Source organism: bacterium, from assembly GCA_029210965.1.
In the GTDB taxonomy this organism is placed as follows: Bacteria; BMS3Abin14; BMS3Abin14; order BMS3Abin14; family BMS3Abin14; genus JALHUC01.
Map to the genome: position 1 here is coordinate 60,496 of JARGFZ010000011.1, position 25,036 is coordinate 85,531.

At 53.1% G+C, this 25,036-nt stretch carries 22 protein-coding genes; 2 read left to right on the forward strand and 20 right to left on the reverse strand.

Annotated elements, in window-relative coordinates; translation table 11 throughout:
* Positions 1–130: 130 nt before the first annotated feature.
* On the reverse strand, positions 131–1,765 hold the full coding sequence (locus P1S59_06525; protein MDF1525904.1) for an ASKHA domain-containing protein: 1,635 nt from the start codon (positions 1,763–1,765) through the stop codon (positions 131–133).
* Between the two features lie 185 nt (positions 1,766–1,950).
* Between P1S59_06525 and P1S59_06530 the strand changes: the two genes are divergently transcribed.
* Positions 1,951–3,138: an MFS transporter gene (locus tag P1S59_06530; protein ID MDF1525905.1), complete on the forward strand. Its 1,188-nt coding sequence runs from the start codon at positions 1,951–1,953 to the stop codon at positions 3,136–3,138.
* 303 nt (positions 3,139–3,441) lie between these two features.
* Positions 3,442–4,191 carry an SDR family oxidoreductase gene (locus P1S59_06535; protein ID MDF1525906.1) on the forward strand — a complete coding sequence of 250 codons (750 nt, stop codon included), beginning with the start codon at positions 3,442–3,444 and terminating at the stop codon, positions 4,189–4,191.
* A gap of 167 nt (positions 4,192–4,358) precedes the next feature.
* Here P1S59_06535 and P1S59_06540 read toward each other — a convergent pair whose 3' ends face one another.
* The 19 genes from P1S59_06540 to P1S59_06630 form a co-directional block, all read right to left on the reverse strand.
* The gene (locus tag P1S59_06540) at positions 4,359–5,357 is read right to left on the reverse strand and encodes a zinc-dependent alcohol dehydrogenase family protein (GenBank protein MDF1525907.1); all 999 of its coding nucleotides are present in this window, start codon (positions 5,355–5,357) and stop codon (positions 4,359–4,361) included.
* A gap of 67 nt (positions 5,358–5,424) precedes the next feature.
* Positions 5,425–6,738, reverse strand: coding sequence for a solute carrier family 23 protein (locus tag P1S59_06545; protein MDF1525908.1), 1,314 nt, complete (start codon positions 6,736–6,738; stop codon positions 5,425–5,427).
* Between the two features lie 236 nt (positions 6,739–6,974).
* Positions 6,975–8,213 carry an ATP-binding protein gene (locus tag P1S59_06550; protein MDF1525909.1) on the reverse strand — a complete coding sequence of 413 codons (1,239 nt, stop codon included), beginning with the start codon at positions 8,211–8,213 and terminating at the stop codon, positions 6,975–6,977.
* 442 nt (positions 8,214–8,655) lie between these two features.
* Positions 8,656–9,465 (reverse strand): hypothetical protein, encoded by an 810-nt coding sequence (locus tag P1S59_06555; GenBank protein MDF1525910.1) that lies wholly within the window; start codon positions 9,463–9,465, stop codon positions 8,656–8,658.
* 772 nt (positions 9,466–10,237) lie between these two features.
* Positions 10,238–10,657 carry a transposase gene (locus P1S59_06560; GenBank protein ID MDF1525911.1) on the reverse strand — a complete coding sequence of 140 codons (420 nt, stop codon included), beginning with the start codon at positions 10,655–10,657 and terminating at the stop codon, positions 10,238–10,240.
* Between the two features lie 16 nt (positions 10,658–10,673).
* Positions 10,674–11,255 carry a transposase gene (locus P1S59_06565; protein MDF1525912.1) on the reverse strand — a complete coding sequence of 194 codons (582 nt, stop codon included), beginning with the start codon at positions 11,253–11,255 and terminating at the stop codon, positions 10,674–10,676.
* Between the two features lie 526 nt (positions 11,256–11,781).
* A complete protein-coding gene (locus P1S59_06570; GenBank protein MDF1525913.1) occupies positions 11,782–12,603 on the reverse strand; it encodes a hypothetical protein in 822 nt (273 codons plus the stop codon).
* A gap of 130 nt (positions 12,604–12,733) precedes the next feature.
* A complete protein-coding gene (locus P1S59_06575) occupies positions 12,734–13,621 on the reverse strand; it encodes a hypothetical protein (protein MDF1525914.1) in 888 nt (295 codons plus the stop codon).
* Positions 13,622–13,678: 57 nt separating this feature from the next.
* On the reverse strand, positions 13,679–14,380 hold the full coding sequence (locus tag P1S59_06580) for a hypothetical protein (GenBank protein MDF1525915.1): 702 nt from the start codon (positions 14,378–14,380) through the stop codon (positions 13,679–13,681).
* A 24-nt stretch (positions 14,381–14,404) separates the two neighbouring features.
* Positions 14,405–14,782, reverse strand: coding sequence for a hypothetical protein (locus P1S59_06585; GenBank protein ID MDF1525916.1), 378 nt, complete (start codon positions 14,780–14,782; stop codon positions 14,405–14,407).
* The gene (locus tag P1S59_06590) at positions 14,769–15,080 is read right to left on the reverse strand and encodes a hypothetical protein (protein MDF1525917.1); all 312 of its coding nucleotides are present in this window, start codon (positions 15,078–15,080) and stop codon (positions 14,769–14,771) included. Before P1S59_06590 ends, P1S59_06585 begins: the two co-directional genes overlap by 14 nt.
* 146 nt (positions 15,081–15,226) lie before the next feature.
* Positions 15,227–15,892: a peptidoglycan DD-metalloendopeptidase family protein gene (locus P1S59_06595; protein MDF1525918.1), complete on the reverse strand. Its 666-nt coding sequence runs from the start codon at positions 15,890–15,892 to the stop codon at positions 15,227–15,229.
* Positions 15,893–15,906: 14 nt separating this feature from the next.
* Positions 15,907–18,372, reverse strand: a complete 2,466-nt coding sequence (locus P1S59_06600; protein MDF1525919.1) for a radical SAM protein — start codon at positions 18,370–18,372, stop codon at positions 15,907–15,909.
* A gap of 53 nt (positions 18,373–18,425) precedes the next feature.
* Positions 18,426–19,523 carry an ABC transporter ATP-binding protein gene (locus P1S59_06605; protein ID MDF1525920.1) on the reverse strand — a complete coding sequence of 366 codons (1,098 nt, stop codon included), beginning with the start codon at positions 19,521–19,523 and terminating at the stop codon, positions 18,426–18,428.
* 93 nt (positions 19,524–19,616) lie between these two features.
* Positions 19,617–20,777 (reverse strand): extracellular solute-binding protein, encoded by a 1,161-nt coding sequence (locus P1S59_06610; protein ID MDF1525921.1) that lies wholly within the window; start codon positions 20,775–20,777, stop codon positions 19,617–19,619.
* A 73-nt stretch (positions 20,778–20,850) separates the two neighbouring features.
* Positions 20,851–21,645, reverse strand: coding sequence for an ABC transporter permease (locus tag P1S59_06615; GenBank protein MDF1525922.1), 795 nt, complete (start codon positions 21,643–21,645; stop codon positions 20,851–20,853).
* A gap of 9 nt (positions 21,646–21,654) precedes the next feature.
* The gene (locus P1S59_06620) at positions 21,655–22,518 is read right to left on the reverse strand and encodes an ABC transporter permease (protein MDF1525923.1); all 864 of its coding nucleotides are present in this window, start codon (positions 22,516–22,518) and stop codon (positions 21,655–21,657) included.
* A gap of 24 nt (positions 22,519–22,542) precedes the next feature.
* On the reverse strand, positions 22,543–23,583 hold the full coding sequence (locus tag P1S59_06625; GenBank protein ID MDF1525924.1) for a proline racemase family protein: 1,041 nt from the start codon (positions 23,581–23,583) through the stop codon (positions 22,543–22,545).
* Between the two features lie 31 nt (positions 23,584–23,614).
* On the reverse strand, positions 23,615–24,733 hold the full coding sequence (locus P1S59_06630) for an amidohydrolase (GenBank protein ID MDF1525925.1): 1,119 nt from the start codon (positions 24,731–24,733) through the stop codon (positions 23,615–23,617).
* Between the last annotated feature and the right edge of the window lie 303 nt (positions 24,734–25,036).

A 25,036-nucleotide genomic window follows, 5' to 3' on the forward strand; every position in this document is an offset into this window, starting at 1 on the left:
AACATGCTATCATTTTAATAGCAATCTACCGCAACTTCCAGACAGTTCGGCTGAGTTTGTTGGATAGCATTTACTTTGGACGGTTTATTCCTCTTTAGATCTGACATTCCGGATCCTCTCCGGTGTGGTGTCAGGTAAAGTAGAGGTTATCGATGAACAGATCTTCGAAGTCCGGGTCCCCTGCGACACTGTGATGGATTGTTTTCTCTACCAGTTTTTCACCCTCAAACTTCGCTTTTTCAGATAACAGGATCATGGAAGCTCCAAGCATAGCTGTATTCCCGGCCAGAACGTACCGGTCCGGCGGCAGTTCAGGCAGAAGGCCGATCCTGACAGCGTTGGCCAGGTTCAGGCGGCTGCCGAATGCCCCGGCAAGGTACACCTGCTCAAGGTCCCTCTTATCCAGACCAATACTTTTCAGGAGAAGCTGAAAGGTCGCTGCTATAGCTGCCTTTGCTTTTTGCACCGTGGCCACATCTTCACCTTTCAGAGCCACACTGTTCTTTTCCAGGTCGTTCTCCCGGGCGTCCTCCCCGCCGATCACGAACTTTCCATCCTTCACCCGTGGGTGAGAACCCTCAACAATCAGTCCCGTGCTGTCCACAATGCCGGAACGCAGCATAGAGGCGATGGCATCCACGATCCCTGTCCCGCAAACTCCCTTTGCTGTTCCTTCCCCTATAACCTCTGTGAGGAGGGTCCCCTCTTTGATTTCAACGCGCCAGACTGCTCCTTCAACCGCCCTCATACCCGACTTTATATGCCCTCCCTCGAAGGCCGGTCCTGAGGGGGCAGTGGCTACGAGGATCTCATCTCCGTTCCAGACAGCGATCTCGGTGTTCGTTCCAACATCAATGAGGGCCCCAATTTTCACTCCTGTGTTCTTTACAGCCAGAGTAGAGGCCAGGGCGTCGCTCCCTGCGTAACCGCCTACGAGGGGTGGAAAATAGACTTTCGCATCCCTCCCCAGCCCCATATTAAAGGGGAGATCCAGGGCCCGGTCCGTGCGCGCAGCTCCATCGAAAGGCACGTAGGGGGGCAGGAGCAGGGTTTTTCCCGGGAGCCCCAATGAAAGGTGGTGCACAGCGCTATTACCCACCGCGGTCACCCTGGTGACCCTTCCTATGGACACACCGCTTCTCAGGCAAAGAGACCGTATCAACTCCCCTACAGTGGTCCAGATCAGCTCACTAAAACGCGGAACCAGGGCGCTGTCTGCGTCCGCAGCATCCATTCGGGAGATGATATCCTCCCCCCAGGGTAAATGAGGGTTTGGCGCTGACTTTATATCCAGTGGTCGCGTGTGGGACATATCGAACAGAGCGGCGACGATGGATGTTGTCCCCATATCTACCGCCACTCCGAAACCGGTGCCATCGGTGGAAATAAGATCCGGCCGCCAGAGGGGTGAGCCCCAAACCTCTTTCCACCGTCCGGTAAGGTCCACCTCCAGCATACGCTCCTGGTCAATGGAGATATTCAGATCCCCGTTTACAATGACACGGCAGGCCAGACGATGTTCGTGATCCGCTGACCGCTCTCCCAGCAGGCCGGCTTCCTGAAGGGTGGGTTTTCCGGCATCCCCACTGACAACCCGCACAACACAGCGCCCGCAGGTGCCATTGTCGGAACAGGTCCCGTCCACATAAACACCCTCACTTCGCAAAGTCTCACGCAGGTTTCTGCCCGTTGGGACTTGGTAGGAACCAATGCCTTCAACGGTTACAACGGCTGCAGGTTGCTTCCGGTTTTTATCATCATTCATGATTGTACGTTTATAGCATAAAGGGGGAATCTTCGTGTGTGCGTGTGTGCGTGATTGCGTGATTGCGTACCTGTGTCAGATCTTACGCAATTACGCAAACACTCATTCACGAGCGGTCTAGTGGCAGAATTTGAACATTGATTTCTCTCTTGCCTAGAGCTGTCATCCACCTATAGAGTGACACGATGCACACCGAGACTGCTCACGCTTCCTCTCCAGCCGTTTCCAGATGGTGGATCCTTTTTTTGGTCCACCTTTCCGTGCTTGCATTCGGTCTCAATTTGCAGATGATCCCGCCCCTGCTTCCCAGGCTGATCGCTGAAATAGGCCTCACACATACACAGGTGGGAGTTCTCATGGGACTCTTCACCCTGCCCGGTATCTTTCTGGCCATCCCGGGGGGAAGGGTCTCCGATACCATCGGACCCAGGAGTGTCGCCCTCTGGTCTTTGGCGCTGCTCACTGTGGGGGCCCTTCTCATGGTACCCCTTCACCCGTGGTTCCTCTATCTTGGGAGGCTCTGCTCGGGCATCGGCGGCGGTGTTCTGGTGGTCGTAGCCCCACAGATCATCGCACGCACTTTTCACGGACGGGAACTGGGAATGGCAATGGGTATTTTCAACACAGCGGTACCCATTGGGACTATTGCAGCCTTTAACCTTCTCGGCTTTTTTGCCGGCAGGTTCGGCATTCCCGTGGTTTTTATGGCCACGGCCTCCTTCTCCTTTGTGGCGATGACCGCGTTCTTTCTCACTTATGCCGACCCCCAGCAGGGTTTAAGGCAAGCCCCTGCAGCCGAAAAGGAAAAACCGCCGCCCCTGGGTGGGGCTATCTGGCTGATATCCCTGGTGTGGGTCCTCTTTAACATATCCATCCTCGCCTACTTTACCTACGCCATAGATCACTTCACCGGGGGTGGCATGGTGCCTTCTGCGGCGCGTTTTTCAGGCAGTCTGCCCATGCTTCTTTCCATCTTTCTAACCCCTGTGGCGGGTTTCGCCATGCACCGTTACGGACTGCGATGGTCCCTGCTTATTGCTGGCTGCGCGGTGGCCTCGGCAGCCATCCTTCTCATTCTGACACCGGACCACACCATGATCATAGTATGGTCTCTTTTCCTGGGCATCGGGATATCCATGGTTCCGCCTGCTGTGTTCACTATCATCGGGGAGGTGGTTCCTCCAGCCAGGGCAGGGGCCGCCTTCGGTTTGATGACGACGATCTTCAACCTGGGAATCTTCTTCGGCATCCCTCTCATTGGTCATGTGAGAGACCTGACTTCCACCTACCGGGTCAGCTTTATCCTCATGTCCATCATAATGGCTATGGGTGCAGTTGCTGCAGCACTTTCAACACGTATGGTATCAAGATGATATCGCCAATCTTGATTGTATCTTCAAAATCATCAACGCACCCCCGTTTGGGGCGCCCGGATCAATTACCAATGCGCCTGGGAACGGCGCCCGGATCGATGATCGATCACAATATCATCGATCCGTGAGGGAACCGAAAACCGCGCGTTACGGTTCCCGTTGAGCGAAAGACCCGCCTGGACTTTCGCGATATAACAGCAGTCTTCGTGAGGAAAGCGGAAACCACGTTTTTCGCTTTCCGTAGAACAAAAAGCCTATCCTATAATGGACTTTTTGCGACCCTTTAATAGAAAGGAGATCGTCATGACCCTGAAAGGACTGACTGCATTGGTCACAGGAGGCAGCCGGGGGATCGGCGCGGCATGCTGTGAATTGCTGGCCGCCAACGGGGCCTCCGTAGGTGTCAACTATCTCGGTAATAAAGAAGCTGCGGACCAGGTTGTGGGTCGGATTCGTGGGTCAGGCGGCAAAGCCCTCCCTGTACAGGCTGACGTCCGTGATCGTGCACAGGTAGATCAAATGATCGCCGCAGTTCAAAGTGGCCTGGGAAGTGTAAACATCCTTGTCAACAACGCAAACATAGGCTTTCCGGTCAAACCTTTCGGAGAGTATGTGTGGGACGAGATGCATGGGAAACTGAGTGGTGAGATAGGATCATCCTTTAACTGCTGTCAGGCTGTCATTCCCGGTATGGCGGAAAAAGGCATGGGACGGATCATTAACATCAGCAGCGGCCTTTCCCGCACTCCTGGAAACGGATTTGTAGCCCACACCACTGCCAAATCGGGGCTGGACGCCTTTACGAAAGCCCTCGCTTTCGAACTGGGGCCTCAGGGGATCACGGTCAACACGGTTGCTCCGGGACTGACCGAAACGGATGCGACATCCTGGATGCCCAAAGAATCTAAAGCTGGAGCGGCAGCCCATACGCCCCTGCGGCGCATCGGGCTGCCCGAGGATGTTGCCGGCGCGGTCCTGTTCTTCGCGAGCAGCTATAGCGGGTTTATTACCGGGACCTGGCTGCCCGTTGACGGCGGGAATACGATGATTTAAGAGCAGTACCCAGTACCCAGTACCCAGGAGCCAGGAGACAGGATGCAGGAGGGAGGATGAATAAATGCGTAAATCATTTTTCCTTCTCCCTTCCTTATTCGTGCCGGTCCAGACACCAGGTACCAGGTACTAGACGAAGCTGCAGTACCCATCCGCTGTAAAGGACATCATGGAATGAGTACTGCAGCTCCGTCTATTCTCCCTTCCTTGATATCGCGCAGTGCCCGGTTTGCCTCCATCAGAGGGTACGTTGTAACTTGCGTACGCACCGGGATCGAAGCGGCAAGTTCCAGAAACTCCTGCCCGTCCCTGCGCGTACTGGCTGTGACACTTCGCAGGGTCTTTTCGCAGTACAGATGGCGTTTGTAATCCAGGACGGGAACAGGGCTCATATGGATCCCACCGAGGACCAGGGTCCCGCCACGATCCAGGGCTTCGAGCGCCGGCGGCACCAGGTCCCCTGCTGGCGCAAATATGATAGAAGCATCCAGACGGTCGTGTGGACGATCAGGCACCTGCCCGGTCCAGACAGCACCCAGCTCTTTAGCCAGCCTTCTGTGACCCTCCCCTCTCGAAAACACATAGACTTCAATTCCCCTGTGACGCGCTATCTGGATAGTAACGTGAGCCGAGGCACCGAACCCGTAAAGGCCCAACCGCCCTCCGGCCTGGATTCCCGTCAGTTCAAGCGCTCTGTACCCGATGATACCGGCACAAAGAAGGGGCGCAGCCTGAATGTCCGAAAAACCTTCCGGAAGATGATAGGCGAACTTTTCGGGAGCACAGACGAAGTCTGAATACCCGCCGTTATGATGAAAGCCTGTGAATTGCGCCTCAGGGCACAGGTTCTCTCTGCCTGAAGTGCAGAACCTGCAGGAGCCACATGTCCAATGCAGCCAGGCAATACCGACCCTGTCCCCCACCTTGAACCGCGTAACATTTTTACCGAGGACTTCAACTTTTCCAACCACCTGATGCCCGGGGATCAGGGGAAGCCAGGGAAGCTGCAGGTCTCCCTCCACGGTGTGAAGGTCAGTATGACATACTCCGCACGCGGCGACTTTTACGGCTATCTGATGCGGCTCGGGGACAGGAGAGTCTATCTCAACCCTCTTCAGAGGGGAGGTTGAAATTGGAGCAGGTTTTTCGAGGAGCATGGCTCGCATATCGCAGTTCCGGGTTCCAGGTTCAACATGCTGGGTCACACTATAACATTCGCTGTTATGCAGGTGCCTAAACTTTGGACTTAGGATCTTGGACCCTGGACTCCTTGAGCACAAGGTGCTCAAGGCTCAGTACCGCTGTTATCCCCACGATGAGTCCGTTGCCCACAATTCCCCTCACAGCGTTGGGAAGCATCTCCAGAAATCCCGAAGGCAACATTGATGCGCTGGTTCCCAGGAGCAAGGGCAGCCCTACCACCAGGTGATCCCTTATGGTATCTCCACCCGGTTCACCGCCTATTATAGAGATACCCAGGCCGACCATGGCTGCCAGGGTGACAAGAAGCGCCGCTCCCACCACCCCCTCCGGCACGCTGACGAGGATCGCAGTAAACCTGGTGAAAAATGAAAGAACACACATTATGATCCCACAAAGAAGAACCGGATATCGGCTGCCCACACGGGTTACCATGATAACTCCCGGGCTCTGGGAGTAACTCACCGTTCCCAGTGTCCCCGTCAGGGCCGCCAGCATACCGCTCACCCCCGTCAATGTGATCCCTCTTTTAACCCGCTTTTCCAGATTCTCATCTCCCACCACCTTGGACACAGCGGTAAAACTGCCAAGCCCGTTTATGAGGACAGCCAGATTGGCCATAAAAAAGGAGATGGTTCCCGCAAAGGAAAACTCCAGACGAGGTCCGTGCAACGGCCAGGGAACAGACAGAAAGGGTACGCTGCTAACAAAAGACAGGTCCAGCCTTCCCCCCGCCGCCATAATACCGTACCCCAACAAGATACCCAGAAGAATGGAAAGGTTCTTGAAATAGCCCTTTCCGTAGCTTGATATCAATATGATAGCTAACGTTACTACAAGTGCCACAACCAGGGTGACAGGATCCCCGTTGGGCCGGCCCGGTCCCTTCCCGATGACCATTGGGTACAGGTATGGAAGAAAGGTAAGGGATATAAGGATCAGAACCACTCCCACAACCCGTCCGGTAAACAAGGCTGTCAACCTGTCCACCATACCTGCTGCTCCCAGAAGAAACAGGAGAAGACCTCCGGTGAGCATCCCGCCCAGCACCGCACCATAACCCCCAGATGCAAGCGCGGCCACGGAGAGCAGCAGGGCAGCAGAGGGACCATCTACCAGAGGATACCTGTGCCCTCTGAAACACTGGACTGAAGTGACAATGCCCACAAGAAGCAGCATCTTCTGGAAAAGGACCGAAGCCTCAGCCCCTTCCATATTAAGAAAGGCTGCCATAAGGCGAGCAGATATAACCACCAGGGGCAGCACCACTACCAGCCACTGTATGGCGTAGAGGAAATTTTTGGCCAGAGGCGGCCTCTGGTCCAGTGTGTAGCGCAGATCGATCATGACCCGTGATTGTCCTTCAGAAACTCACCGGGCGTCAACGTTTAAGGTCTATTTCGAATTAAGAATTACGAATTGAGAATTAAAGGCTTGATCTTGACAGGGTCGCAAAAAGTCCGTAATCGGCTTTTTGCTCCTCGGAAAGGGAAAAGCGTCGTTTTCCCTTTCCTTACAAATCAATGACTTACGGAGTAAGTCATTGATTTGGGCGCCCTGGCCGACCCCAGGCAGTTCCCTTCTCAGAGATAATTAACCGGAATCTGAACAATCCTGTCGGTCAGAAGTTCCGGCCTTTTGCCCCGGTTGATGAGAATCCCGTATGACGCGCCAGTGTCGGCCATGAAATTTTCCAGACCTCGCAACGAGGTCTTTTTCACTACGGAATTAAGCTTTATTTCCACCGGCACGATGCCGAAATCGCCTTCGATGACCAAGTCAACCTCGGATCTGTCAATGGTCCGATAATAGGAATATTCCAATTGCGTCGCCATCGTCGCCTGAAGCCCGCGGATTATTTCTTCAATCACAAAGCTTTCAAAGGAAAAACCGGCCACCGGATGAATCAGCAGGCTGTCAAGATCCCTGATCTTGAGAAAGTAATGCAGCAACCCCTGGTCCCGAAAAAAACCTTTCCTTGCCTTCTGAACTTTCTTGAGCGGGTTACCGGTATGCGGAGGCAAGTTGCGCCACAGGAAGGTCTGGTGAATGATATCCAGATAATCCTTGATCGTTGACACGCTGACCTCAAGCGCCCGCGCCATATCACTCATATTGAGCTGATGTCCGGAGAACTGGGCCAGCAAGGTGATAAATCTTCGGAAGTTGTGGATGTTCAATCTGGGGAAGAGCATCCTTATGTCGCGACCGACATAGTCGATGATATAATTTTCCATCCATTGCCGGTAAAACTCATCCTTTCTCTCACCTTCGATGATCGGCTCGGGGAAACCTCCTTTCAGCCAGAGATTCAGACTCTGCTCTATCCGTACAGTCGAGCTGATATCAAGATAGTCCAGCGCCCGAACTTTTGCATCGGTTATCATTTCATAAACGGAGGATAACGGCGCTTCATGGAATTCATTTTGTTTAAAGGGCCATAACTCAACTGTGGCAATCCGGCCGGCCAGACTCTCGGTAACCCCTTTGACAATACCAGGTGAGCTTGATCCGGTGAGCAGGAATCTGCCTTTTTGTTTTCTGTCCGCATCAATAACGCCTCTGAGCACCTTAAACAGTTCAGGATACTGCTGGGCCTCGTCAATGATCACCTTTTCCGTATAAAGGGAGAAAAAACCCAGCGGATCACCGCTGATCAGCTGATAATCATCCGGGCTTTCAAGGTCATAATATTTCCAGTCAGGGCGCAGATGGTGGACCAGGGTTGACTTGCCGCACTGCCTCGGTCCGACAATTCCCACCACCGGGAACATCTCCAGGAGACGATTGATTTTATTTTCAAGGGCACGTTTTTTATCCATGATATTTACAAGCTACTCGTAATTATCATGGGTGTCAACAACGGTTCGCCTGTTATCAGAGTAATTCCCCCCACTTTCATCGGCGAACCGTTGTCCGAGTGAATCTCCATGGGGCTCTGACGATTCGAGTATTACGTAAGCGTCCCTGAAAAATTCGCATTCAGCGCCACTGTGGATGTAAATTTGTATTGGCAGATTATATTTTAGATCCTTAATGCCGTGGCAGTTGGTACGACAGGCAATTTGAACGGTTTCAGCAACAGTATGTGCCGTTTGCTCCCCTGGGAAAAAAGCCAGAATAAATACAGATAGTTATAAATTTTTCAGGTGCAACTAGTACTTGGATTTTCCCATCACCACCCCTAAGAGGAATCCCTCGTTTAGTGCAGTCATGTTAGCACGGAGGACGACAGATGGATTGTTGTCACTACATGAAGGCAGATTAGTGGATAGCGCCACTAAAGAGGACCATGAGCCTGAAACCGACCCCGCCAAGATTAGCTATGGCGATAGCCCAAGCCATCCTACCTGCAACAGATATTGGCACCCTGTTGATCAGTCTGAAGAAGGGAACACATAAGATAGTGATTAGAAAAATCTGAAGGAAATAGATAAGGAAGTAACGTTTTAGAAAGAACGGAATAGTTAAGAAAACCTCGTAGACCCATAGAAGATTCCAAAACACCAAAGCCGAGATCCAGCCAGAGAAGTGCCATAGGGGTGACGCCATAAGATCGCCAGCCTCTTCACGTGTAGAGAAAATTTTAAATATTAAGAGAAAGAGCAGGAATACAACTCCAGTCTCTCTCAGAGCCCATGCCATACGGTTTTTTATCCCCTCCATTGTAACCATCCCTGTAACAACAGTTCCCAGGCCGTCCTGGAAATTGTATGACATGATAAAAACAAGGCTGCCTATCACAGTTACGACATGAGCCAGAATAAATAACAAATAGCCAAACGCTACTTCTCCCCACCTTAATCTTAGGAGGAAACGGAAAGGAACTATCCACAGAGGGAAAATAGCCAGTACTGCAATCCAGAGAGAGTTCCCCTGAAACGGATTAACCTGCCATCTGATCGGAAAAAATGGGCTTATCCACCAGAATGCGAATGATAGAATGTACAGATACCCTAATGCTAAGGGGAACCTGGTTTTAAATTTTTGGAAAGTCCTTTTGTTTGCGATAAAAAGGAAAAAACAGAAAAGAAGTACCGTTGGTATTGAAATGGCATTTATTTGAAAGATCATTTAAGAATTTCCTATCTCAAGGCTTGGATCATTCAATGATTGATGGACTCGCAAAAAGTCCATCAACGCGCCCCGCGCGGGGCGCCCAAATCAATGACAAGCCGCGCCTGGGAAGGGCGCCCGGATCGATGACCCGTGAAAACTGCCGCGCCTGGGAGCGGCGCCCGGATCGAGTGCCAATGGCTGTGTGTTCGATCCGTGAGGGAACCGAAAACCACGCTTTTCGGTTCCCGTGGAGCCAAAGTCTTACCCGGACTTTGGCGATATTACAGCAGCCTCCGTGAGGGAAGGGAAAACCCCGCTTTTCACTTTCCGTGGAGCCAAAGTCTCGCACAGACTTTGGTGATCTATCAGCAGTCATTGATTTGTAAGGAAAGGGAAAACGACGCTTTTCCCTTTCCCCAAGACATTAATGAGCCAGGAAAAGTTCCGCCTGGACTTTTTGCGACTCTATCAAGATTGATCGTCAAATTATCAACAATCTCAATAGTCAGGCTCAAAGTTGTTTTCGGAATACGTATCTTCGTACCCACCTTCTGGACTGACTTTATTAGAGAATTCCTGAACCTCCACACCCGTTATGGAGAATAAGACTCCTTCCTTTGTCGGAGTTACACCGCTCGTAGATAGAGTAACCATTATTTATGTTGAGCTCAACATAAGTAATGTTATGTGGAGTTTAAACTTATGGGGTCTTGAAGGGGTCAGGCCGTGACGGGTTGTTGCTCAAACATGGTCTAATCTAGCTTTCGCATCACCCCGCTGGTTTTTACTAAACCGTAGCCGGCAAACCCGGATTAAAACCGAAAAAACGGGCTAAAAAGGAAAGGGCGCTTATTCTCTTCCTCTGAACCATCCCTATCTTTCCAGCAGCAGCCGGTTTCAGCTTGCCATGGGTCACCAGGAGCCGGATGTTCTGAACTGCGGCGATTAGATAGTCCTGCATTCGAACCCGCTCTGTCCCGCGCCACCGGGCTCTTTTGAATCCATAACGACATGATTCAGCAAAAGAGCCCTCCATGAAGTGCTTCCGAATGACGATGTCACGTCGCCCCGCACGACTCCGGGCAATATCGTAGGACCAGTCCAGGATATCCTGTTCGAAGTGCCGCTTGACCGTTCGTCCACCCGTTGTTGACCGGGTGCACTTGGGCTTAAGATCACACGCACGACAATCTTCCTTCCTCGCCATATACTCACAGGATTGTTTATCTTCCCACCGGTGACGCAGCGTCATCGTCTTCAAGGTTCTCCAGCCGCTTCTCCAGTTGACGACAAGCACGGTTGAAATATTTCTTTAGAGAGTGCGTATGAACAATGGACTCTCTCGACGCGTCAGCATCCACAAGACTCGAATCCATAAACAGCTTCTTACCCTCGACCAGACCGGCCTCCACACACTGATAGACGATCCGCTCGAAAAAGGTCTCAAACAGTTTGGCTCCCCACCTACCCCTCGCCTTGCTCAAAACGCTGTGATGTGGGATCTCAGAATCCAGGTCATATCCGAGGAACCACAGCCAGTCCAGACGCTCAGGCAACGTGTCCATCATCTCCCGCTCGCTGCGCACGTTATAGAGCATCAACAGAACCAGAAGCTTCAGGATCACGGGCGGAGGCACCGATACGTTTCCGTTCGTCCCGTATAAATGCTCCACCTCATCGGACACGAAACCAAAGTCAATGGCCTTGGCTACCTTACGCAACGGATGGTTCGGACGGATACGTTTGTCGAGATTAAAGGAAGTGTAAAACAGGGAAGGCTGGGGCGGATCCTCACGGCCCATCATAGGCAAAACCTCCGGAAAAAGGTTGCCTGTATATTACCATATCGACTACCCTAAACCCAATGAAACCGTGGGTTTGGGCAACAGCCCGTCACGGCCTGACCCCTTTGCCCCCTTCACCTGTCGCGTCGTAGTCACGCTTAGGGCGTAACTGCGACATGACAAGTCGGCGTGATTCGCAATGACAACGTTTAAACCATGCCTTCCCCCCCGGCTTTTGGTTGCCCCTGTGAAACCCTGTGGAGCGGCTTGGGAGGAGCCGCGCTGTGGTGAGTTGGCTTTTGCCGTATTTACAGAGAAAAAAATGCCGGAATATTGCTCCGGCATTCTATTTGGAATCTGGAATTGTCTTTCAGGGCTCAACGTTCCGGCCCGGGCCTTTTCCCCTCTTCACCTCTTCGCTAATCCGAAAGCAACTTCCTGAGAATCTCATTCACCACTTTCGGGACGAATCTTCCCAGGATCCAGGGAAGGTTCTGTCCCCGTTTGCCGTGCTACCAGGCCATCAGAAATCGTTTCCGGAGCCGGGTCAATGAATAGTGCTGCCAAAGAGGATCAGAAGCCTGAAACCGAGACCGCCAAGGTTGGCCATGAGGAATGCCCATGCCATCCTCCCGGCAACAGATAGCGGCACCTTGTTGACCATTCTGAAAAAGGGGACACACACAACTGTAATGAGGAAAATCTGCAGAAACCAGACCAGAAAGTATCGCTCCAGAAATAACGGAAGAGTAAAGAAGACCTCGTACACCCACAGGAGATTCCAGAGCATTAAAGCCGCGAACCATGCAGTGAAGTGCCAGAGTGGTGACGCCATCAGTTCCCCGGCCTCCTCCCGAGTCGAGAACAGCCTGAACAGAAAGAGAAACAGCAGGAACGCCACGCCGGCTTCCCTCCACGCCCAATCCATGTAATTCTTGACCTGAAGGAGGGACACCAACTCCGTGACCCTCACGGCCCTTCCTTCCCGGAAACCATAGGGCTTGAGCAGGGCGAAGTTGACCGCCGCCATGGAGGTATGGGCCAGGGCAAAGAGGACCAGGCTAAGGGATGCATCCTTCCAGGACAAGGCCAGGCGGAAGCGGAAAACCACCAGATACAGAACGCCGGCGATCAGGAAAGCCGCCGTGAGAGCCGGGCCCTGGAAAGGATCGGAGTAACGCCGGAAGGGGAAAAACGGGCTGACGAGCCAGAAGGCGAGAGAGATGAGATAAAGGTAGCCCAGGGCCGCTGGAGAGCCGTTCCCGATATGGACCGCCGTCGACCTGCAACACAGAAAAACGCCGAGGAGGAACAGGAGCACCGTGGGAATGACGACGGCGTTGGCATGGATTACGGTCCAGAGGTTCACGGATCTTCCTCCCCGGCCCTGCGTGACGGCATGTGTTCAAACCCACTCTCACACCGACACCGCCCCCAGGGTGTGAAAGAAACAGACAGCGTGGAGACCCTCGGAAGAGGGGCCATTATACCATCACATACTAATTACCCTGATCGTGCGGAACATGGACATTGACGTCGAAGAGCCATGAACCTGAACAATCGTCAGCCGTACCGTGAACCGCATAGGTTCGACCCTGAGACTTACCGGCCCTCTCCGCCCGCAGGCTGACTGTCAGGTCACCGGTCACCTCGAAATCCGGCTCGAAGTTATTCTCTTCATATAAGTCCTCGTATACACCACCGGCACTTGTTTTACTGGAACACTCATTGACGCTGACACCTGTGATGGAATACGTAACCCCCTCTTTTACCGGAATGACTGTGGAGACGTCCAGAGTAACATTTCTCATGGTGTGATCGGGTGGCCAGAGAACCTCGACGGATGGTGTGACGGCCCCCTGGAGGGGTCTGTCGTCGCAAGGGTCGCAAATGTCTCCCCGTCCGTCTATATCCACGTCGACTTGATCCGGGTTAATATCCTGGGGGCAGTTGTCGCACTCATCACCATACCGGTCGCCATCGAAATCGAGGCCTGATGTCACAACAGCAAAAGTGTTTTGTCCACCCTCGCGGCCTAATGAATAAATGGCATAGACAACATACGTAAGGTCAGTTTCGGAGGGAAAGACGTGATCTTCATAAGGGGGGTCAGTGATGTACACGTCAAATGGGACCGGCTGATCTGCATACATCCTTTGGACTCTGTAACCTGCTGCTTCTGATACCGGGCCCCAGGTCACGAGGATACGGTCGCAGTTGTAGCTCGCAACAGGGTTTCCCGGCTGCGTCAAGAATACACCGACATCAAAACTCTGATTTACAACATTTCCCCTGGGATCGCTCACCGAAAGTTCAACACGGTGCTCTCCCAACTGATCAAGGGTCGGCAGCCAGGTCAGCTCCCCTTTCTCAACATTGAACGACATGCCCGGTGCTAGGAGCCTGTGCTGGGTTCTCCGACAAGTTTCCAGGATCACCCGGTTTTATTCCTGCTCAGTGTCGCGCAGGTATTCGATGAGTTCCACCATCCTGTCACGATTAAAGCTGGTCGGAGACCCGTCGAACCGGTCCACATTTCCATCAAAAAAATCCTCCGGCCAGCCCTGCCAGGCAGACCTGCGCGACCTGACGATCCCCCTTCCCAATTCTATGAACCACTGGTTGCGCGACGTGAACCGGACCGAGGCATCAACGGCATACCAGGCGCTCATGGCCCTCAGGTACAAGTCGAGGATGGCCTCCTTGGAGGACGCGTCCTTGTAGCGGAGACCATTGGCAATGTGAGCCTTAAGATACCACGGCAGCGATCCGTCCAGAAGACTTCCCCTGAACTCGCTCAAGCTGTAGCTCTCATAGCCTCCTTGTCGGTATGCTTCCAGCGTCGTCCGATACCTGTCAAGGATCGCGGCCGCTTTCTTGTCCCCTTCATCGGCGAGGATTTCCAGGGACACCTCGTGGACCCACTTGTCGGGCCACATATCCCGGCCGAACCGCCAGAGTAGCTCATCCACTTCCTCAGCTGTGCGGCATCGGGCCCGCTCGATCCCCGATACGACAGCCTCCAGGGTGTAACCTGAGACGTGGGAGTACTTCGCGCTTTCGGCATCCACAAAAAGTTTGCGCTCAAGGGCCGCACAGGCCTCTTCACCACCGATCTCCGCCAAGGTATCGGCGACCAGAGGCATGTAATGAGCCGCAGGCCGCCGGTTTCACTGCGATCTCTCCAGCAGGGCCTTAACATCAACGTCGCGCCCGGCCCGCCCGAGCGCGTTAAAGGCTTCTCGCCGAGCACGGCTGGGAACATCTCCCCTGAAACCTATATTTAGGAGTTCACCAACGGAGTCCGCACCATGTTGTTTTTCCAGCCTTCCGATCTTTTCGAGGAGGCTGCGCTCTTCCCGGGCGAGACTGCGATTCTCCAACATTTCACGGATAAAGCCCTTGATGGAAAAGTCCAGGGGACTGCCGCCATGGCCGGCCAGCAGGGAAAGAAAGGCGCTCACTATCAGGAAAAGCAGGATGACGGTGGGAACCACCCATCTCCCCCACCGGCCTCCTGGTCGTTCCTTGCGGCTACCTCTGGTCATGGGGCACGGTCACCCTTGTCTGAGCATATGTAACATTCCCGGCATCATCGGTGGCGCTCAGTGTCAAGGTATAAACCCTGCCGTCGATGGAGCCGCCCTTCCTCTCAGCGCGAAGGTAAATCCTCCCGTCCGCTACCACCATATCACCCTCGGTGTTGCCGTTCAAGGAATCAGAGTCATAAAGGGGATCGAAAGTGTTTTCGCTATCCCCCTCGTTCATCACGATGGATTCGATGCTCCATTTCACCTCGGTGGAGCAGTTGTCGGTCAGGGACACCGCAGGGACGACCTCGACCATGCCGGGCACCCCTTGGGTAGAGTAGGGAGCAGGTCACTGAAACTATGGTAAGGCTACTCGGGCACCGTCAGACGAAAGGGACGGCAACAGTGAAGCCAAGCCTACGGTGGCAGTGACCTGCTCCCTACTCTACCCAAAGGTTTTCCTCAAGTCCGGAAAAAAGGGAGGGGGGTAGGGCAGAGTCGATCCATAAAGGCCAGGTCCTCTGCCGCACAGTAACCTTTGGAGAGGTAGCCCTGAGTTATTCCCAGCTCGGTAATAACCTGGAGATGGGTGTGATAAAACCAGTTTCCGTTTTCATTGAAATCGCCGATGTGGGCGAAGATTTCTCCCGCCTGAACTGACATTCCCTGAGCGGGGAGGGTGTCGGGCCGCAAATGGCCATAAAAGCTGAAGAAGGTTTCAAAGTCCGGGCTTTGATGACGTAACAGCACATAGCCGCCGTAATTTCCCTCACCAGCCTCGTAGCCACTCGTCTCGATGGTTGCTGCCAGCGGGGCGTGCAGCGGCGTGCCGAGGGGGACAATGATATCGATCCCGAGATGGTAAAAACGCTGCTCCTGGACCATCTGCGGGCAGTCGGCAAGAAGCTTCTCCCGGTTTTCCAGGTAAGAGGAAATGCCCCAGCCGTGGCTTCCTTCCGCCATGAGCCAATCGATGCGCCGCTGATATTCCCGCTGATCCCTGACATCCACCCCCGCAAAAACATGCCCTTCGACGGACATGTCCAGGATCAGGGGTTCGCCTTTCAGCCCCTTGAACAGGGGGTTGAGCGCGACCTTCGGGCTGTAGGCGATAAAGGGGTATCTCATTGCGGGACCAATGATCAGGAGATGGGAAAATTGTTGGTCTTAACCAGCCCCGTGACTTCGACGACAGGTTTCTCGTCGTCAAACTCGGTATCCTGGGAAAAGGCATAGTATGGGTTCATTTCCAGGTAGTAGGCTTTGTCGTAACAGTCGAGCTTTATTTTGCAGCCCCTTTTCTCATCCGGCATCAGGGTCGAAGACAGGCCGTAGTCTACTTCACCGTGTTTGGTGCTGATGACATAGGTGGGGATTTCCCTGCCACTTCCTTCCCTTCTGACCATGGTGGCTATGCTGGTGACATCATAGGAATCGATCGGGTAGTAATTGTTCCAGGGGGTCTGGATCGGCAATCCGGCGACATACACGTGGTGGAATTCGATGCCGGTCGCGCGAAGTCTGCTGGCCATTTCGTGGATAACCGTATCCCTGTCATTGATGCCGCCGAGCAGCGGAACATTGGCGTAGACCCTGACTCCCTTATTGTTCAACTTTCGCGTTAATTGTACATGCTCCGGTTTTATTTCATCGGGCAGGATAAACCAGGTTTCAATCTCCAACCGCAAGGGGGTGATGGCGCGCACACCGTTAAGGTCTGCCAGGGTATTGATGACTCCGCGAGTAAATCGTTCAGGGCTGGTGTTGAATTTCATGCTGCGCAGGCGGACCGCGTTGACGTGCGGTATTTCCGCAAGCCTTTTAACGGCCTGTTTGATAAAAAACAGGCCCTCGATGCCATCCTCTTGCGCGGAGATAACGACGTCGCTGATCTTGTTGTCGTTGGCGATATAATTGAAGGCTTCTTCACCAGCTTCGAAGTTTATTTCAACCCTGGTTTTATGGGTCCGGCAAAGGTTTTTCAGCCCGGTCTCGACAATACTGCACGCGGTCTGCCTGTTTTGGACCAGTTCCTGTTGCAGATGTGCAACCTCTTCCGCTCTGGCTTGCTTGTGTATGCGGGTTTTTCGTTTTGGCCGCGCACCGAGCAGATAGGAATCGTTGCCGATCTCCGCCAGGTACTTGATATCAATAGTGCCCTCGTCGTTTATCCGGATGACCTCCAGATCCCGGGTGAGTGGAGCAAATTTTTTAAAGAATTCGGGCGTGTAAGGGGTTCTTATCCAAATGAAACTTTCGTTTTCGGAATCTCTTTCCACCGCCCAACCGCTGCTGTACCAGTCTATCTTGCCGATCTGGGTGGCCGTGCAGATACTGGGGATGGCGCGGTCGGACAGATTGGCGCGCAGGTAATCGTTCATGATGATCCCGTAAGAGAGCGGCTTCCAATAGATACTGTTCCCTTTGATCGGGCTGCAGGGGATGTAGATGTAATGAATCTCCGCCCCCGCACCGCGCAAGCGCCTGAACAACTCGACCAACTCGGGACCGGAATCGTTGCAGTTGTTGAGAAACGGTGTCTGGACATAGACAGCGATGCCGTTGTTGACGAGTTCCGAGATGATCTCCAGGCTTTCCGGGGAGATTTCGTCAGGGTGGATGAAATGGGTGGCGACCTCTATCCGCTTGCCGAACTTCTGCAGCTCGATGTTTTTACACTTCAGGTAGTTGAGATACTCCCCCTTGTTCTCCAGAAACATGTGCGGGTAATAGGCGATAGAGCGAGTTGCAAGGCGCAGTGTCTGCACATGTTCGACCTGTTTCAACCCATCGATGGCCGCTTCCATGTTGGCGCGGTTCATGAAGGGGTCGCCGCCGGTCACGACGACCTCTTTGATCGAGGGCAAGCTCTCCACCCGGGCGACCGCTTTTTGCACATCTTTAGTTGTCGGATTTTTTTCGTTGCGGGAGTCCTTGTGCTTTCTGAAACAGAAACGGCAATAGACCGGACAGGCCATATTGAGCAGAAAGATCACCCGATTCTGGTACATCTGCTCGAACAGTCCTTCATGAAACTGGCCGATCCAGGTGTTGGCGAAACCGACCGGGTTCAACTCCTGAACAAAGGGCAGATACTGGTAGGCGATCGCTTTGGAAACCATCAGCTGGCGGATGGTGTGACGTGACAACCGCACCGGGTAGACATCGATCACCTGTTGCAGGTCAGCTCGCTGCTCCTCCGGGATAACACTGTTGGTGAGCTCGATAAGCTGATCTACCGTCTTGATGGAGACATATCCATTGCCAGGAAGAATCCGTTCCAGCAGGGCAACCAGCAGAGCATGAGGCAGGATAATCCCCTGGATGACGATCCCTTTGCCCGTGCCTGCGGCGATCTCCTGTAGAACGGTCCGGAAGAAGCCTTCGGCATCATCACCGTAACCGGTCACATCCAGCAGATCGGTGAATTTAGCCTCGCCTCTTTCTGAGGTGACCTGCTCCCAGAATTCAGCTTGGGCAAATCCGCTCCCCTGATAGACCTGTAAAAACTCTTCGGTGCAATCGATCAAGGTTTGCAGGTCCATCGTCTCTTTCTTGAGGGAATTTTTGAAAATGACGGTCATCGTCCCGTTGTCGTACTGTTCCATTGAGCAGCTCCCAGAGAAATTTTGGCCTTTCGACTCAGTGGCAAGACCCGGAGTCAGCTCTTTATCAACCGACAATCGGCCGGATTCATCCGGATATATACTTCTTCACCCCGCTTCAATGGTACGCGGCGGGCAAGCACGATAACGTGCAACATCGAACCATCATGCAACTCGACATAATAGCTTACTTCTCCCCCCATGTAACTCCGATCACGAACTTCGCCGAACAGGTAATTCATGTTCTCTTCCTGTTCGCCAAACTCCGACTTCAGTCCTATTTTCAACTGTTGCGCTCTAACAACCACCTCAGCATTATCTCCACGATCGAAGTCGATCGCCGGTGAAGCAAGGAAGGTTTCCCCGCTTGCCAAGTGAACCTGCATGAAACCGTCCATTGCCCGGTCGACCACCACCGGAATAAAATTGGGGTGGCCGAGGAAATCAGCGACAAAATGGTTGGTGAAACTGTTGTAGACTTCTTCCGGTGCCCCTTCCTGCTGCTTGACCCCCTGGTTCAGGACGATAATCTTATCCGACATAGAGAGCGCCTCACGCTGGTCATGGGTGACGAAAATGGTGGTGACACCGATATCCTGCTGCAGATTGTCTATTTCGCGCCGCATGTCCTCACGCAGATTTTCATCCAGCGCTGATAAGGGCTCGTCCATCAGCAGTACATCCGGTTCGATAACGATGGCTCGCGCCAGGGCGATTCGCTGCTGCTGCCCTCCTGAAAGCTGTGAAGGCATGCGTTTCTCCACACCGGGCAGGCGCACCAGCTCCAGGGCTTTATACACCCTCTCTCGCATCTCCTCCTTGCTCACCCCGCGGTACTTGAGGCCAAAGGCGACGTTGTCGAAGATGCTTTTGTGCGGGAACAGGGCATAATTCTGGAAGATCATCCCGAGGTTACGTTTGTGAATCGGAACATCGTTGATCCGCTTGCCATTGATGTAAATGTCCCCTTCCGTCGGGGTTTCCAGCCCCGCTATCATTCTTAACAGGGTTGTCTTACCGCAGCCGGACGGCCCGAGGAGGGTGACCAGGGACCCTTCGGCGATATCGATATCGACATTGTCGACTGCCGTCACCTCACCGAAGCGCTTTACGATTCCCCGAAATTTAACGAACGCGGGATCTTTTTCCTTCATCAAAATATATCCTGTTTATTCAATCAGAAAACTGGGCAGAAAGGCATTCAAAAGAATGCAAAAGCCTGAACACCTTTCTGCCCAAACAGTGGTTTAGGCTCCAGCTTTGATGCGGTCCCACTTCTCTCCCCATTCAAGTTGTTTGCTGTTCCAGTAAACGGGATCAGCGAACAGGAAGCCTTTAAGTGTCCCGGTCGGATCGAATGCTGGCAGCTTCTTAATTTCATCCGGCATCTCTATTTTGGTCGGATCCAGACTCGGCGGATAATTCTGGCCCTTAGCCACGGCGATGGCAGCATTGGGCTCGAGCATGAAGTTGAGCAGTTTCTGGGCGAGCTCCATGTCGCTGCCCTTGATCACGTACATATACTCCATCCAGGAGTAGGTATTGTTCGGTGCCAGATAGCCGATATTATGCCCCTGCTGCTGCAGGGCAGCGACACGGCCTGACCAGGCCACGGTCGCGTCAATCTCGCCGTTAGCGAGCAGGCTCATCAATTCGGAGCCGGACGCCCAGTACTTCTTCATCAGGCCGCGCTGTTCCTCGAGCGCATCCCAGACATCGTTGACATTGGTGATGTTATTGGGGCTCTGACCGGTGTGCAGGGCCGCATACCACATATTGGTACGGAAGTCCCCTCCCCAGGTTCCCAGGCGTCCCTCAAGGCTCTTGTCCCAAAGCAGAGAAGCCCCCAGCTTCTCAGCTTTCTCCTTGGAGATTTTGTCCAGATTGTAGGCAATCCCGGTTTGCCCGATATCATAGGGAACAGCCGACAGTTTACCATCAGTGATATTTCTCAAGGTATCGATCATTACGGGCATGACATTTTTCAAGTTGGGAATCTTGCGCTCATCCAGCACCGAATTGAAACCAAGATCCTTGTAACGTAGATAATCGTAAACAGCGCTCAGGTGGGCGATGTTAAATTCGCCACCCGGGGGGAAGGAGGCCTTAACCTGGGTCAGGAAGGCATCCATTCCGGTAAAGGTAGCGTCGATAACCTTGGTGCCAGTTGCCTTGGTAAAAGGATCGAAGGCATACTGGCGCAGCGCTTTGGAGGTAGTCCCTCCCCAGGAGTGAACCGTTATCGAGTCCCTGGCGAAAGCATTTTTTGCCAGGCCGAAGGGGCCACCTACGATCCCCACAGCTGCTCCTGCGATCCCCAAATATTTTACGAAATCGCGACGCGAGAGCTTACCCTCCTGGTAGCATTCATACATCTGGTCCAGGTTTTTTTTCATCTTGTCCTTCATTTTAAACCTCCTTGTAAAAGTTAAAGATTACCTGGCGCAGTACACATCAGGCCAACGCCAGACGGGAAGCCCATTAGCTCCCCCTGGCAAACCTTCTGGACAAATATCCCGCTGCCAACGGCAGGGAGATGGTCAAAACAATCATGACGGTGCCAAGGGCGTTGATTTCCGGACTGATCGAATTCCTCAGCATGCCGAAGATCTTTACCGGCACGGTCTGCTGCGACGCCGTCGCCCAGAACAAGGTGGCGGTGACATCATCGAAAGAGATAGTGAATGAAAACAACATCCCGGCAAAAATTGCCGGCGACAGTAGCGGAAAGGTGACAGACAGAAAGGTCTGAAAGGGACTCGCCCCGAGGGAGAGAGAAGCTTCTTCATACTCCTTTTTAATTCCGACCATCCGTGCCTGAACGACCAGCATCACATAGGGGAGAGTCAGCACTACATGACCGAGCAGGAGCAGCATGAAGCTTTTCGGCTGCTGCAGCCAACGCAGAAACAGCAGCAGGGCAACACCCAGCACGACCTCCGGAATCATAATCGGAGCGATCAGCAGGGTGTTCAGAAATTCCTTTCCGCGAAATTCGTAGCGGACGAACGCCAGTGCTGCCGGAACGGCAATCGCAGTGGCTAAAACGGAGGTCAGAGAGCCAAGAATCAGGGAATTTTTAAAGGCTCCCAGAATTGAAGGGTTGTGAATCAATTCATTGTACCAGCGGAAGCTGAATCCTTCCATTGGGAAGGAGCCAAACTGCTTAGGATTGAAGGACAGCAGCACAACGGCGACGATGGGGGCGAACATCCAGATGTAAACGAGCAGGGTGTAGAGTTTTATCAGCGACCAGCCGGTGATGAGTTTCTTCATGGTCGGACTCTACCCTCCCAAAGACTTGAAGACCTGGTTAATTCCCAGGTACTTGTTGTAGGCGAAAACAATCAGGCCAACCAGCGCGAGCAGAATCGTACTGATGGCACAGCCGAAGGGCCAGTCGAGGGTAGTGATGATCCGATTGAATACCAGGTTGGCAATCATTTCGTTCCCGGGACCGCCAAGGATCATCGGCGGTAGGTAGGTGCCGCAGGTCAGGACAAAAACCAGGAGGCAGCCTGCGCTGACTCCGGGAAGGCTCAATGGCAGAATAATCTCCTTGAATGCCTGCCACTCGGTGCAGCCAAGGTTTTTTGCCGCTTCGGTCAGGCTTCTATCGATTCCGTCCAGGCTGACATAGATGTTGAGAATCATGAACGGCAGCAGGTATTGCAGCAAGCCCATAAGGACCGCGCCTTCGTTATAGAGCATGGCGAAGGGCGAGGCGATCAGTCCCACCGACATCAGCATGTGGTTGATAAGGCCGGATTCACCAAGGATGTTGATCCAGCTCAGGGTACGGATAATAAAACTGATCCAGAAAGGCAGCATGACAAGAATCATCAGCGCCGGCTTAAGCCTGGATTCGGTTTTATAAAAAAAGTAAGCGGGGATATAGCCCATAAACAAGCAGAGCACCACAGTTTCCAGGGCCACCCGGATTGTTCTGATCAACAAAGAGGGATAGAAAAAATCAGCGAAAAACTTGCTGTAGTTTCCGAACTGGAAGGCGGGGATGTCCTGCCCGATCGGAGAACGCAGCCAGAAGCTATAGACCACCACAAAGCAGACCGGCACCACCAGAATCAAAAAGATGGCGGTAAGAGACGGCGACAAAAGCAGCCAGGGCCTGAGTTTTTTTTGTCTCATGAACTTTTGTCCAATTTTGTTATCCTATAAAAGAAAGCCCTCTTTCAGGGGGTCATGCTGCTCAACAATAAAGTGATACAGGCCGGTCAGGTACGCCATCCCTTCTATCCGAGCGACAAAGCCCTCCAGCGGACCGACTTTTTCCGTTCTGACCAGTTTCGCCTTGAAGGATGTCCTCAATGGGCTGTAATTGATGTACTCCTGGTCCATGGAGATTTTATTGTAATGATGCAGCAGGGCCAGCTTGGCGGCAGTCCCGGTTCCGCATGGAGAGCGGTCCACATGAGATTCCCCGTAGACAACGATTCCCTGTCCGGAAGCTCTGCCCCGTTCGCATTGGGAATCATAGAATTCGGCAGCATCCACGGTTTTAACTTCCGGGCGCAGCGGATGTTCTACTTTCAGTTGCTCATTGGCCGCCTTGATAATCTGCATGCCTAGATTCGTGAGGAGATCTTTATTGGCGAAGGAGGGCTCGATATCAAGTTGCGCGGCATCTACCATGGCGAAAAATCCGCCGGTGCACACCAGGTCTATGCTGATCGGGCCGAAATGTTCGATTTCGATATGTCGATCTGTGGCGAAAACAAAAGAGGGAACCATTTCAATCGCCACGGCTTTAAGCTGGCCACCGGCCACCAAGAGGTCAGCATACATCGTGCCGGACGGAGTATCCACAGAAACCCTGTTTTCCCCTTCTTCGAGAGTCAGAAATCCTGTTTTTCCCAAGGTAACCAGCGCACCTATCGTGGCATGCCCGCATAAAAAGGGATAACGCCTGGCGTCCATGTAGAGCAGCCCGAAACTCGCCTCCGGCGTCACATTTTCCGTCACCAGGGCAGCAACCGTATCTCGGGACCCCCGGGGTTCTCTGGTTAACAGGCAGCGCACATCATCATGAGCTGCCTTGAAGCTGGAAAGCTTTTCCAGCATGGTTCGCCCCTTCGGCTCCGGGAGCCCATTGACGATCAGGCGGGTCGCTTCCCCTTCGGTGTGGGAATCGATGGTTGTGATACAGTCCGCAAAACCTTGCGCGGAACATGAAAATTTATCAAAAAATTTCATTATATATCTCAGCTGTTCTCCGGGTTGTACGTCAGGATAAAATTTGCCTGATTATTTTTTTAAAAATCCGTGTTGCCGGTGCAATCAAGTCGTCCGGAAAATCATAATTGCTATCGTGCAACTCCGGCATATCGGTCCCGGCTCCAATGCCAAACAGGGCCCCTTCGGCGAGTGCGGTAAAGCGACCGAAATCCTCCGACCAGCGGAACGGATGTTCGAGCTCATGCACACGTCCTTCGGCGTTGCGATGGACGATGTCGATGGCGCATGCGGAATTCAGAGTTGCGGTAAAAATATCGCTGTATTCGATCATAAAATCCAACTTGAACATCTCTGCCAGATCCTTTGTGGCCTCTTCGGCGTATGAGATAAGTGCAGCCATTTGAGTGTCCGTAGTGCTACGCAGCGTCGCCCAAATCTCAGCGTCTGCGGGCGCCGTACCGAAGGCTCTTTCACCGAGTTGCGCACCGACGACGGTGATGAATGCGATCTCGTGCGGAGATGCCAGGCCACTGGGCTGTTGCGTCAGTCTTTCAATGATGCGGGCCATAGCCAAAGCCGGACTGCGACCGGTTTCCGGCTGCGCTGCATGGGCCGAGGCGCCACGCAGTCCGATCGTGACTCCTCGCGAAGCTGAAGTAAAGGCTCCTCGGCGTGTTACCACCTGCCCCAGCGGGTATCCGGGCAGATTGTGCAGTGCAAACACATAATCAGGTGCTATCTCTGAAAAGCGAGCATCGCGGATGACTGCTGCGGCTCCTGCACCAGTTTCCTCCGACGGTTGGAACAATAGCACGACCCGTCCTTTCGGCGGCCGCGCTGCAGTCAATTCAGTACCGACTGCGGCCAGGATCGCCATATGACCATCGTGCCCACATTTGTGGGCTATCCCTGGATTCTCTGAGCGGTAAGGTAAGCGGTTTTTTTCCTGGATCGGCAGTGCATCCAGTTCGGCACGCAACATAACTGTTGGTCCAGGCTTTGCCCCGGAAAAGACGACAGCGACCCCGGTTCCACCCAGGTTGTCCAAAATGGCGTCCGGAACCAGCGGCTCGAAAAAACGAACAATTCTTTCCGCTGTTTCCTTTTCCCTCCCGGAGATTTTCGGATCACGATGCAGCTCATGACGCAGTTCTATAATGCTATCCATAATGAGCGATCATCTTTACCACTTTTGTAGGGATTAGAATTATTGTAAAGGTAACTAAATTACTAACATATGAGAACAGAATATTACAGCATTATAATACACCCGAAATCCGAGATTGGTTTTGTTCAGTCCCGGGTCGGGGTGCGGGAGGGGTCATTTTTTCCGTTGGCGGGTATCTGTCAGCCCGGTTCGCGATTCGATGACACCAATCCGACTCGAAACCCCGCCCGGGAAGGCCCAATCGGCGGATTTCGGGTAGAGTTCTCCCTCGGGAACTCGTTTGCCGACTGTTGTAAGGTCTGA

Bases quoted from the DNA above. Each gene is read 5' to 3' on its own strand.
- P1S59_06525 (MDF1525904.1), bottom strand. From the start codon at position 1,765: ATGAATGATGATAAAAACCGGAAGCAACCTGCAGCCGTTGTAACCGTT.
- P1S59_06530 (MDF1525905.1), top strand. From the start codon at position 1,951: ATGCACACCGAGACTGCTCACGCTTCCTCTCCAGCCGTTTCCAGATGG.
- P1S59_06535 (MDF1525906.1), top strand. From the start codon at position 3,442: ATGACCCTGAAAGGACTGACTGCATTGGTCACAGGAGGCAGCCGGGGG.
- P1S59_06540 (MDF1525907.1), bottom strand. From the start codon at position 5,357: ATGCGAGCCATGCTCCTCGAAAAACCTGCTCCAATTTCAACCTCCCCT.
- P1S59_06545 (MDF1525908.1), bottom strand. From the start codon at position 6,738: ATGATCGATCTGCGCTACACACTGGACCAGAGGCCGCCTCTGGCCAAA.
- P1S59_06550 (MDF1525909.1), bottom strand. From the start codon at position 8,213: ATGGATAAAAAACGTGCCCTTGAAAATAAAATCAATCGTCTCCTGGAG.
- P1S59_06555 (MDF1525910.1), bottom strand. From the start codon at position 9,465: ATGATCTTTCAAATAAATGCCATTTCAATACCAACGGTACTTCTTTTC.
- P1S59_06560 (MDF1525911.1), bottom strand. From the start codon at position 10,657: ATGGCGAGGAAGGAAGATTGTCGTGCGTGTGATCTTAAGCCCAAGTGC.
- P1S59_06565 (MDF1525912.1), bottom strand. From the start codon at position 11,255: ATGATGGGCCGTGAGGATCCGCCCCAGCCTTCCCTGTTTTACACTTCC.
- P1S59_06575 (MDF1525914.1), bottom strand. From the start codon at position 13,621: ATGTCGTTCAATGTTGAGAAAGGGGAGCTGACCTGGCTGCCGACCCTT.
- P1S59_06580 (MDF1525915.1), bottom strand. From the start codon at position 14,380: ATGCCTCTGGTCGCCGATACCTTGGCGGAGATCGGTGGTGAAGAGGCC.
- P1S59_06585 (MDF1525916.1), bottom strand. From the start codon at position 14,782: ATGACCAGAGGTAGCCGCAAGGAACGACCAGGAGGCCGGTGGGGGAGA.
- P1S59_06590 (MDF1525917.1), bottom strand. From the start codon at position 15,080: ATGGTCGAGGTCGTCCCTGCGGTGTCCCTGACCGACAACTGCTCCACC.
- P1S59_06595 (MDF1525918.1), bottom strand. From the start codon at position 15,892: ATGAGATACCCCTTTATCGCCTACAGCCCGAAGGTCGCGCTCAACCCC.
- P1S59_06600 (MDF1525919.1), bottom strand. From the start codon at position 18,372: ATGGAACAGTACGACAACGGGACGATGACCGTCATTTTCAAAAATTCC.
- P1S59_06605 (MDF1525920.1), bottom strand. From the start codon at position 19,523: ATGAAGGAAAAAGATCCCGCGTTCGTTAAATTTCGGGGAATCGTAAAG.
- P1S59_06610 (MDF1525921.1), bottom strand. From the start codon at position 20,777: ATGAAGGACAAGATGAAAAAAAACCTGGACCAGATGTATGAATGCTAC.
- P1S59_06615 (MDF1525922.1), bottom strand. From the start codon at position 21,645: ATGAAGAAACTCATCACCGGCTGGTCGCTGATAAAACTCTACACCCTG.
- P1S59_06620 (MDF1525923.1), bottom strand. From the start codon at position 22,518: ATGAGACAAAAAAAACTCAGGCCCTGGCTGCTTTTGTCGCCGTCTCTT.
- P1S59_06625 (MDF1525924.1), bottom strand. From the start codon at position 23,583: ATGAAATTTTTTGATAAATTTTCATGTTCCGCGCAAGGTTTTGCGGAC.
- P1S59_06630 (MDF1525925.1), bottom strand. From the start codon at position 24,733: ATGGATAGCATTATAGAACTGCGTCATGAGCTGCATCGTGATCCGAAA.